The sequence below is a fragment of the Micromonospora orduensis genome (assembly GCF_006228125.1).
Classification (GTDB): Bacteria; Actinomycetota; Actinomycetes; order Mycobacteriales; family Micromonosporaceae; genus Micromonospora; species Micromonospora orduensis.
In genome coordinates this window covers 21,012-30,932 of the sequence record NZ_VDFY01000171.1, presented here as the reverse complement: position 1 = coordinate 30,932, position 9,921 = coordinate 21,012, and the positions used below count along the sequence as shown (strand labels likewise).

The window sequence follows — 9,921 nt, the reverse complement described above, 5'->3', positions numbered from 1 at the left end:
CCCCACACCTGCCCCATCCACCCCAACCCGGCGCGTCGCGGCACCGTCACTCCGCGCCGCCCTCCCGCACCCCTCCGCGCCGATCTTGCGACGTCTGTCGTGCCGGACCGCCCCGAAAGGGACGGTTCGACGACCGAATACGCACGATCGCGGAGGTGCGGGGGTGGGAAACTAGGGGCGCAGCCGGGCCTGGAGGGCTTCGCGGACGAGGTCGGGGACGTGCGCGGAGATGTCGCCACCCCACTTGGCCACGTCCTTGACGAGGCTGGAGGAGAGGAACGAGTAGAGCGGGTTGGTCGGCATGAAGAGCGTTTCGACCCCGGCCAGCCCGATGTTCATCTGGGCCATCTGCAACTCGTAGTCGAAGTCGCTGACCGCCCGCAGACCCTTGATCAGCACGCTCGCCTGCTGCGCCCGACAGAAGTCGACAAGCAGCCCGCGGAACGACTCGACCCGCACGTTGCCGTACGAGGCGGTCACCTCACGGAGCATGTCGATCCGCTCCTCGACGGTGAACAGGCCGCTCTTCGACTGGTTCATCAGCACGCCGACGATCACCTCGTCGAACAGCCGGCTGGCCCGACCGATGATGTCGAGGTGTCCGTTGGTGACCGGGTCGAAGGAGCCGGGACACACCGCACGTCTCATGATCGGCGACCGTACCAAAGAGTGGTCTCGCCGTAACGGCGACTGCGCTCCGGGGTGATCCCCTCCACCCAGTCGAACTCCCTGGTCCGCCGGGACCGCTCCACCACCACCAGCGCGTCGGGCACCAGCCAGCCCTCCTCGACCAGCGTGGTCAGCAGCGCGGTGATCTCCGCGTCCGGCACGGCGTAGGGCGGGTCGGCGAAGACCACGTCGTACGGGCCGCCGTCCGGGCCGGCGGCCAGCACCGTCGCCACCTTGCCGGTGACCAGCCGTACGGCCGAGCCGGCCCGCAGGGTCGTCACGTTCTCCCGGATCACCCGGGCCGCGCGCGGGTCGGACTCCACCAGCAACACGTGCCCGGCGCCCCGGGACAGCGCCTCCAGACCGACCGCGCCCGAGCCCGCGTACAGGTCGGCGAAGCGCGCGCCGTCGAGGTCGACCTCGGACTCGACGGCACTGAAGAGCGCCTCCCGGACCCGGTCGGAGGTGGGTCGGGTGCCGGCGCCGGGTGGCGCGGCGATCCGCCGGCCGCCGAGCGTCCCGGCCACGATCCGGGTCACCGTCTCCTCCTGCTCATGACCTCGACGCTACGCGACCCCGTGGAGCGGGCGTTCGACACGGTCGGTACCGCCACGAGGACGACGTGATCACTTCTCGTATATCAATGATCTCAAGTTAATAACATTCGTCTTAGCAAATCCTGAGCGCTGTATCACGCTCGACGATCTCGCTAGGGTCTGCCGGGTGTCGGCGGCAACCCACCGGCCCACGGCTCGGGAGGGTGCCTCTCCGAACGGACGTGCAGTGACCGTCCACTGTCACTCCCGTGCCACACCCCTGACGCTTCAGCACTCCAGGAGTACCCGTGATCCGTCCCAAGCTGTCGCTCCGGCGACCGCTGGCCATCCTGGGAGCCGCCCTCATCGGCCTCACCGGGGTCGTCGCGGTGGCCACCCCAGCCAGCGCACACCACACCACGATCACCGCGAGCGCCGACTGTGACCGGCTCACCGGCGAGCGCGTGATCACGTGGAAGGTGGTGAACAGCGAGCGCGACAAGGCCGTGACGCTTCAGAGGGTCACGGCGGAGCCGTCGACCGACGTCACCGTTCCCGTCGAGGGCGCCAAGTCTGTCCAGCTTCAGGGCTTCGTCATCCCCAAGGGCGGCACCGTGCTGGCCGTCCAGCGGGTGCCGGGCGACACCGCCACCGCCAAGCTCACGGTGTTCGGCAAGTGGAAGAAGAACGGGAAGGAAGCCACAAACGACGGCAGCATCAACCTCGCCGCCGACAAGTCCTGCGCGCCGTCCCCGAAGTGCGTCGAGGTCGACAAGGCCAAGTACAGCCACACCTTCGACGGCCCGAAGGGCACCGCGACCGTCAAGCTCGACGGTGACCTGCCGCTGTGCGGCGAGGGCAAGCAGTGGTTCACGCTGGTGTCGTACTTCGCACCCCGGCCGCAGTTCGCCACCCCGCAGTACGTCTACGGCACGCCGGACAGCGACTTCGTCAGCGCCACCCAGACCGAGATCACGCTGAACGTCGAGATCCCGGACTGCCACACCCAGGTCGACCTGATCTGGGGCGGCGAGGACCAGGTCATCGACGAGATCGTCGACGGCGGCAAGCGCTACGACAACAAGAAGCTCGGCTCGCCGGGCGCCCCGGGCAACCGGTCCAAGGGCCCGCAGGGCTGGTACAACGGCGGCAGCAAGAGCTGCACCACCCCGGCCTCGACCTTCGCGTCCAACTGCGACGGTTCGGTCGCCGTGTCGCTGAGCAACGACGGCAAGATCAGCAAGTACGCGGTCGAGTTCGAGGTCAAGGGCGAGAACGGCTTCACCAAGAAGGTCTCCGTCGCGCCGGGCAAGGCCGACACCAGCATCGTGGTGCCCGCCGCCGACGCCGGCAAGATCGAGGTCCTGGTCGACGGCAAGGTCATCGAGAACGGCACCTACTCGTGGGAGCGCCCCGAGGACTGCCCGCTGCCGGCCGTCACCACCAAGGCCGACTGCAAGGAGTTCGCCCTCACCGTGACCAACCCCGAGGGTGGTCTCCCGGTCAAGGCGACCTTCACGTACGGCGACAAGACCGAGACCCGTACGGTCGCGGCCGGCGCGTCGGAGACGGTGACCTTCAAGGCCGGCAAGTCCGAGACGGCGGTCGTCGCGCTGCCTGACCTCGACCTGGAGATGGAAGCGGTCTACACGCCGGAGGGCAACTGCGGCGGCGGCGGCGCTGGCGGCGAGGAGCCGGGCCTCCCGGTCACCGGTGCGGCGGCGGGCGGCATCGCCGCCGGCGCGATCGCCCTGCTGATCGCGGGCGCGGTGCTCTTCGTCATCGCCCGTCGGCGTCGGGTGACCTTCACCGCCTGACCTGACCTCCGCTGAAACCCGAGGGCGCGTCGACCATCTGGTCGGCGCGCCCTCGGTGCGTCTCCGCTGAGGCGGTTCGGGTGACTCCTGCTCGGGCTGGCGTCAGCCCTTTTCCAGGTACTCCGCGCGGTCCTCGTCGACCAGGGCCGCGACCGACGCGGCGAGCGCCGGGTTGCGGGTCAGCTCCGGGTCGTCCTCGATGAGGGTGATCGCCTCGGCGCGGGCGTCGCGGATCAGGTCCGCGTCGCGCCTGAGGGACAGCAGCCGCAGATGCGAACGGTGCCCGGACTGGGTGGCGCCCAGCACGTCGCCCTCGCGGCGTTGCTCCAGGTCCAGTTCGGCGAGCTTGAAACCGTCGCCGGTGGACGCCACCGCGTCCAGCCGTTCCCGCGCCGACGACCCCTCGGCGGCCTCGCTGACCAGCAGGCAGAGCCCGGCGGCGGACCCCCGGCCGACGCGGCCCCGCAGCTGGTGCAGTTGGGAGACGCCGAACCGGTCGGCGTCCAGCACGATCATCACGGTGGCGTTTGGCACGTCGACGCCGACCTCGATCACGGTGGTCGCCACCAGCACGTCCAGGTCGCCGGCGGCGAAGGACCGCATCACGGCGTCCTTCTCGTCGGCCGGGAGGCGCCCGTGCAGCACCCCGATCCGCAGCCCGTGCAGCGGCCCCTCGGCCAGCAGGGGGGCCACCTCGGTCACGGCGAGGGGCGGCCGGCGGCCGTTGTCGTCCTCGGGTGGCGGCTCGTCCTCCGACGCCGGACCGTCACCGATCCGCGGGCACACCACGTACGCCTGGTGGCCGGCGGCGACCTCCTCGCGCAGCCGGCGCCACGCCCGGTCCAGAAAGGCCGGCTTCTCGGCGGCCGGCACCACGTGCGAGGCGATCGGCGAACGGCCCCGGGGCAGTTGGGAGAGGGTGGAGACCTCCAGGTCGCCGTAGACGGTCATCGCCACCGTGCGCGGGATCGGGGTGGCCGTCATCACCAGCGTGTGCGGCGGCTGGTCCGCCTTGGCCCGCAGCGCGTCGCGTTGCTCCACCCCGAAGCGGTGCTGCTCGTCGACCACCACGAGACCGAGGTCGGCGAAGTCGACGCCCTCGTACAGCAGGGCGTGGGTGCCGAGCACGATGCCGGCGGCTCCGCTGGCCACCTCGCCCAGCGCCCGGCGGCGGGCCGCCGCGCCCAGCGACCCGGTGACCAGCTCGACCCTCGTGGCGTGCTCGGCGGAATCCAGCTCACCGGCACGCCCGAGCGGCCCGAGCAGGTCGAGCATCCCCCGGTGGTGCTGCGCGGCCAGCACCTCGGTGGGGGCCAGCAGCGCCGCCTGCCCGCCCGCGTCGACCACCTGGAGCATGGCCCGCAGCGCCACCACCGTCTTGCCCGAGCCCACCTCACCCTGCAACAGGCGGTGCATCGGGTGCGGGGCGGCCAGGTCCTCGGCGATCTCCGCGCCCACGTCGCGCTGCCCGGCGGTCAGCTCGTACGGCAGTCGGGCGTCGAACGCGTCCAGCAGCCCGCCGGGGCGCGGCGGGCGGGGCCGGGCCGGCCAGTCGGCGGCCCGGTGCTTGCGCTGCACCAGGGTCAACTGGACGGCGAACGCCTCGTCCCACTTGAGCCGCCGCCGCGCCCGGTAGAGCGCCTCCTTGGTGGACGGTCGGTGGATCTCCCGCAGCGCCGCGCCCAGGTCGACGAGGTTGCGGCTGGCCCGTACGTCGGCCGGCAGCGGATCCTCCGGCGGGGTGAACGTGTCCAGGACGACCCGTACGCAGCGGGCGATCACCCAGGTCGGAACGGCCGCGGCGGCCGGATACACGGGGATCAGCGCGCCCGCGAACTCCTCGATCTCGTCGTTGACCGCCGCCTCGCCCTCACCGCCCTCGCCGAGCAGGACGTACTCCGGGCCGTTGAGCTGGCGTTTGCCCCGGAACTCGGTGACCTTGCCGGCGAACAGACCCCACCGGCCCGGACGCAGCTCGCGTTCGCGCCAGGCCTGGTTGCCGAAGAACGTAAGCGTGAGCAGACCCCCGGAGCCGTCGCCGACGGTCACCTCCAGCAGGTTGCCCCGGCGCTGACGCATCGGTCGTACGGCGGTGCGCTGCACCTGGGCCAGCACGGTGACCTGCTCGCCCACGTCCAGGGAGCGGATGTCGGTGTGCTCGCCGCGCTCGTCGTACCGGCGCGGGAAGTGGTAGACCAGGTCACCCGCGGTGTGCAGGTCGAGGTAGGAGGCCAACGCCTTGGCCGTCTTGTCCCCGACGAGCTTCTTCAGCGGCGTGTCCACGGTGGCCGGCTCGCTCATTCGACCCCCACCAGCAGTGGATAGAACGGTTGGCCGCCCGGGTACGCCTGCACCTCGACGAACGGCCAGCGCCGCGCGACGTGCGCGCGGACGGCGTCGGTGAGCCCGGCCGGGGCGTCCACCCCGGCCAGGAGGGTGACCAGCTCACCGCCGCCGCCGAGCATCCGGTCGACGACGGCGGCGCAGATGTCGGTGAGGTCGGCGCCGATGAGGTGCACCTCCCCCTCGACCAGCGCCAGCACGTCGCCGGGCTGGCACGGGCCGGCGACGGTAAGCGCCTCCCGGCTGGCGTGGCAGACCTCGGCGTAGCGGCACGCGCCGGCGGCCTCGGCCATCGCGATCACGTCGTCCTCGAAGCGGCGGGCGCCGTCGCGGACCGCCAGGGCGGCCAGGGCCTGCACCGGTGAGCGGGTGGGCACCACGCTCACCTTGATGCCGTAGCGGTGTGCCTCGCGGGCCGCCGCACTCGCCACGGCCTCCGTGTTGGCGTCGTTGGGCAGCACCACCACCCGGGCGGCGTTGGTGCTGCGGACCGCGTCCAGCAGCTCGCCCGTGGACGGGTTGCCCGGCACCACCGTGGCGCCCTCCGCGGCGAACAGCTCGGCGATCCCGATGCCTGTGGCGACCACCACGGCCGCCCGGCCGTCCGCCGCCGGGCCGGGCGACGGCTCCGGCTGGTCGGCGAAGCGGGTCACCGAGATCCGGTACGGGCGGCCGGCGGCGACACCCGCCTCGACAGCCGCGCCCACGTCGTTGACGTGCACGTGCACGTTCCAGGTGCCCTCCGGCTCACGCCCGTCACCGACGACGACCAGGGAGTCGCCCAACGCGTCAAGCGTCCGGCGCATCTCGTCGACCGCCCCGGCCGTGGCGTCGAGCAGGAACTGGACCTCGTAGGCGTACTCCTCGGAACCGGTCTCACGGGGGACGGTGGCCGCCGGCCGGGCGGTGCGTGGGGTCGGCGCCACCGGGGCCGCGCTCTCCCCGGTGAGCACCTCGACCAGGGCGTCGAGCAGCACGCAGAGTCCTTTGCCGCCGGCGTCGACCACGCCCGCGCGGGCCAGGGCCGGCAGCTGCTGCGGCGTCCGGGACAAGGCCTCGGCCGCCGCCCGCGCAGCGGCGCGGGCCACCCGGCACAGGTCGTCGGTGTCCGTGCGCTCGGCCGCCTCGGCGGCGGCGGCGACCACGGTGAGCAGGGTGCCCTCCACCGGGCGGCCGACCGCCGTGTACGCGGCGGTGGTCGCGGACCGCAGCGCGGCGGCCAGCTCCCGGCCGCGCACCACCGGCACGGCGGCGACGGCGTCGGCGAAGCCGCGCAGGATCTGCGACAGGATCACCCCGGAGTTGCCCCGCGCCCCGAGCAGCGCGCCCTGGGCCATCAGCCGCGACGCGTGCCCGTGCGCGGTCGACCCGCTGTCGGGCAGCGTGTCCAGGTCCATCGCGAGAGCCTGCTGGGCCGACGTGAGGGTGAGCACCAGGTTGGTGCCGGTGTCGCCGTCGGGCACCGGATAGACGTTGAGCTGGTCGATCTCGCTCTGGTGGCGTTTCAGCGCGGCCAACCCACCCACACACCAGCGGCGGACCGCTGCGGCGTCGAGGGTGTCCAGCACGGCCAGAAGCCTACTGGCGCGAACTGACACCCGTCGGACTCGTCCGGCGTGTCCACTGGACCGGGGCGGTTGGCCGGGTCGGCGGGTCATCGGGTAACCTGACCAGGTTGCCCGGGCAGCACCTGCCGGCGACCCCGTGAACGTATCAATCCCAGGAGTATCCCGTGGCTAGCGTGTGCGACGTCTGTGGCAAGGGACCGGGCTTCGGCCACAACGTGTCCCACTCGCACCGGCGGACCAACCGCCGCTGGAACCCGAACATCCAGTCGGTGCGTACCCCGGCCGGTGGCGGCAACACCAAGAAGTTGCAGGTCTGCACCTCGTGCATCAAGGCTGGCAAGGTCACCCGCGCCTGACGCGCGGCACCACCCTCTTCCAGACGGCTCAGCCGGCGGACCACTGCGGTCCGCCGGCCTTTGTCGTTCGCGCCGAGGGGCGCCGCACCGTCCGGTCCGCGCCCGGCCGTCCGGTTCCCCGGGCAGGTCAGAGGGTACGGCCGAAGGAGACGCAGCCCTCCTCGTCCTTGTAGAAGCCGAAGTTCGGGATGCGCTCGTAGCCGGCGGCCGTGTACATGGCGATCGCCTCGGGCTGCTTGTCGCCGCACTCCAGGACGATCCGCTTGCGTCCCTGCTCACGCGCCGAACGCTCGACCGCCGCGAGGACAGTGCGGGCCACACCCCGTCCCCGGGCCGCCGGGGCGGTGTACATCCGCTTCAGCTCCGCCGTGTCCGCGCCGTGGCTGCGCCAGCCCCCGCAGCCGACCGGCTCACCGGCCAGGTAGGCGACGAGGAACGCACCGTCCGGCGGCTCGAACTCGGTGGCGGCCACCGGGGTGTCGTCGCCGGTGCCGCCGTAGCGGGCACCGAGCTCAGCCAGCGCGTCGCGGATCAACTGCTGCGCCACCGGCGCGTCGAACCGCACCAGCCGGATCTCGATCTCACTCACGGTGTCCAGGGTACGGCGGCCACCGGGCCTCACCGGAAGTGGTCCCAGCCGGTCGGACCGTCGTAGGGCACCCCGTCGACAGTCACGCCGGCACCGTCGGTCACCACACCGATCGCCCGCCACTCCGGCGGCAACGCCACCGCCGGGGGGAAGGTCGCGGCCAGCGCGTGATCGTCGCCACCGGCCAGGATCCAGGTGTACGGGTCGACGCCGAGTGCCTGCGCCGCGTCGGCCATCTGCCGGGGCACCTCGAACGCCTCCCGGCGCACGTCGATCGCCACCCGGCTGGCCGCCGACACGTGCCCCAGGTCGGCGAGCAGTCCGTCCGACACGTCGATCATCGACGTCGCGCCCAGCCGGGCGGCCTGCGGCCCGGCCTGGTACGGCACCAGTGGCCGCCGGTACGCCTCGACCAGCAGCCGGGGCGTACGGAAACCACGGGTGAGCACGGTCAGGCCGGCGGCCGCGTACCCGGTGCGTCCGGCCAGGGCGAGCACGTCCCCCGGGCGGGCGCCCGAGCGCACCACCGGCGGGCGGCCGTCGAGGTCGCCGAGCGCGGTCACCGCGACGGTCAGTGTGGGGCTGGCCGACATGTCCCCGCCGACGACGCTCGCGCCGACCGTGCCCGCCTCCGCCGCCAGCCCGTCGGCCAACTCCTCCGCCCAGCCCGTGGGCAGGTCCGCCGGCATGCAGAGAGCGACAAGCAGGGCGGTCGGGGTGGCGCCCATCGCCGCGATGTCGGCCAGGTTCGCCGCCGCCGCCCGGTGTCCGACGTCACGTCCCGAGGACCAGTCGCGCCGGAAGTGCCGCCCGTCGACAAGCACATCAGTGGAGGCCACCACCCGGGCGTCCGGCGCGGCCACCACCGCCGCGTCGTCCCCCGGGCCGAGCAGGGTCGTCGGCCCGACCGGCAGCCGGGCGGTGATCCGCCCGATCAACCCGAACTCGCCGATACCGGCCACGCTGGCGCCACCGCCGACGTTCCGTCCGTTCTGCCCGGCACCGCCGCGCTCGCTCACCGCTGCTCCTTGACCACCGATAGGGATCGGACCTGCTCCGTAAGGTAGTTTCACCCTTCGGGCCGCCCCGCGGCGGCGACGGACGGAGGTCGAGTCGTGGTACAGGCGTACATCCTCATCCAGACCGAGGTCGGCCGGGCACGTGACGTGGCCGGTCTCATCGCGGACCTTGCCGGCGTGGTACGCGTCGACGCCGTCACCGGGCCGTACGACGTGGTCGTCCTCACCGAGGCCAACACCGTCGACGAGCTCGGCAAACTCATCGTCAGCAAGGTGCAGATGGTGCCCGGCATCACCCGCACCCTCACGTGTTCGGTGGTGCGGTTGTAAGTGGACGAGATGACGACCTCCTCCGCTGCTCTGGACGACGACGAGACGCGCGGCACGACCGGCGGGACGTCCGAGCCGGCTGACGGTATCCGCGAGTCCGGTGAGCCGGGCGCCGACGCGCCGAGCGGCCGGGACCGGACGATCCGTGGAGCCGCGCTGCTGGCCACGTTGATCGCGCTGCCGGTCACCCTCCTGGTCGCCGTGCTGGCCTTCTCGAAGCTCTCGCCGGACACTCCGGCCGCCGCGCCGAGCCCCTCGGCGACCAGCCCGCGGGCGCAGTCCACCGCGCCCGTGGAGATGGCAGCCCCGGCGCTTGCCGACCGCCCGGCCACGGTCTGCCGCGCGCTGGTCTCCCAGCTGCCGCAGACCATCCGCGACCTGGCCCAGCGTCCGGTCACCGCGGGCCCGGAGCAGAACGCGGCGTACGGCGATCCGGCCCTCACCGTGGCCTGCGGCGGCCCCGCGCCTACCGTTCCGGCCACCGACGAGGTCTGGCGGGTGAACTCGGTCTGCTGGCACCCGGTCGAACAGGCCGACGCGACGGTGCTCACCACTGTCGACCGGGAGACACCTGTCACCCTGCGCGTCCCGCGCTCGTACCAGCAGCCGTTGCAGTGGGCGGCGCCGATCTCCAACACCATCGTCGCGACGGTGCCCTCGGGTGGCGCCGTCCCCGCCGGCTGCCGGGGCTGAG

General features: G+C 72.7%; 10 protein-coding genes. 4 read left to right on the top strand and 6 right to left on the bottom strand.

Going from position 1 to position 9,921, the window contains the following annotated elements:
• Nucleotides 1-171: 171 nt before the first annotated feature.
• Nucleotides 172-648: a pantetheine-phosphate adenylyltransferase gene (coaD, locus tag FHG89_RS18265; RefSeq protein WP_139585597.1), complete on the bottom strand. Its 477-nt coding sequence runs from the start codon at nt 646-648 to the stop codon at nt 172-174.
• The gene (rsmD, locus tag FHG89_RS18260; protein WP_139585596.1) at nt 645-1,208 is read right to left on the bottom strand and encodes a 16S rRNA (guanine(966)-N(2))-methyltransferase RsmD; all 564 of its coding nucleotides are present in this window, start codon (nt 1,206-1,208) and stop codon (nt 645-647) included. The genes coaD and rsmD overlap by 4 nt, the downstream gene beginning before the upstream one ends.
• 305 nt (nt 1,209-1,513) lie before the next feature.
• Here rsmD and FHG89_RS18255 point away from each other — a divergent pair, with 305 nt between their 5' ends.
• A complete protein-coding gene (locus tag FHG89_RS18255) occupies nt 1,514-3,022 on the top strand; it encodes a cell wall anchor protein (RefSeq protein WP_139585595.1) in 1,509 nt (502 codons plus the stop codon).
• A gap of 102 nt (nt 3,023-3,124) precedes the next feature.
• On the opposite strand, the gene recG is transcribed toward FHG89_RS18255, so the two are convergent.
• On the bottom strand, nt 3,125-5,323 hold the full coding sequence (gene recG, locus FHG89_RS18250) for an ATP-dependent DNA helicase RecG (RefSeq protein WP_139585594.1): 2,199 nt from the start codon (nt 5,321-5,323) through the stop codon (nt 3,125-3,127).
• Complete coding sequence (locus tag FHG89_RS18245) at nt 5,320-6,933, bottom strand: DAK2 domain-containing protein (RefSeq protein ID WP_139585593.1); 1,614 nt, start codon at nt 6,931-6,933, stop codon at nt 5,320-5,322. The genes recG and FHG89_RS18245 overlap by 4 nt, the downstream gene beginning before the upstream one ends.
• Before the next feature lie 164 nt (nt 6,934-7,097).
• On the opposite strand from FHG89_RS18245, the gene rpmB reads away from it, so the two are divergent.
• Nucleotides 7,098-7,289 (top strand): 50S ribosomal protein L28, encoded by a 192-nt coding sequence (gene rpmB / locus FHG89_RS18240; protein ID WP_007456456.1) that lies wholly within the window; start codon nt 7,098-7,100, stop codon nt 7,287-7,289.
• A 127-nt stretch (nt 7,290-7,416) separates the two neighbouring features.
• On the opposite strand, the gene FHG89_RS18235 is transcribed toward rpmB, so the two are convergent.
• Together FHG89_RS18235 and FHG89_RS18230 are read right to left on the bottom strand one after the other, a co-directional pair.
• Entirely contained in the window at nt 7,417-7,878 is a 462-nt protein-coding gene (locus tag FHG89_RS18235) for a GNAT family N-acetyltransferase (RefSeq protein WP_139585592.1), read from the bottom strand.
• Nucleotides 7,879-7,907: 29 nt separating this feature from the next.
• Nucleotides 7,908-8,840, bottom strand: coding sequence for a thiamine-phosphate kinase (locus tag FHG89_RS18230; RefSeq protein WP_425280189.1), 933 nt, complete (start codon nt 8,838-8,840; stop codon nt 7,908-7,910).
• 153 nt (nt 8,841-8,993) lie between these two features.
• On the opposite strand from FHG89_RS18230, the gene FHG89_RS18225 reads away from it, so the two are divergent.
• Together FHG89_RS18225 and FHG89_RS18220 are read left to right on the top strand one after the other, a co-directional pair.
• Complete coding sequence (locus FHG89_RS18225; RefSeq protein WP_013284547.1) at nt 8,994-9,227, top strand: Lrp/AsnC ligand binding domain-containing protein; 234 nt, start codon at nt 8,994-8,996, stop codon at nt 9,225-9,227.
• Between the two features lie 9 nt (nt 9,228-9,236).
• Nucleotides 9,237-9,920 (top strand): DUF3515 family protein, encoded by a 684-nt coding sequence (locus tag FHG89_RS18220; RefSeq protein WP_139585590.1) that lies wholly within the window; start codon nt 9,237-9,239, stop codon nt 9,918-9,920.
• The last annotated feature ends 1 nt before the right edge of the window (nt 9,921 follow it).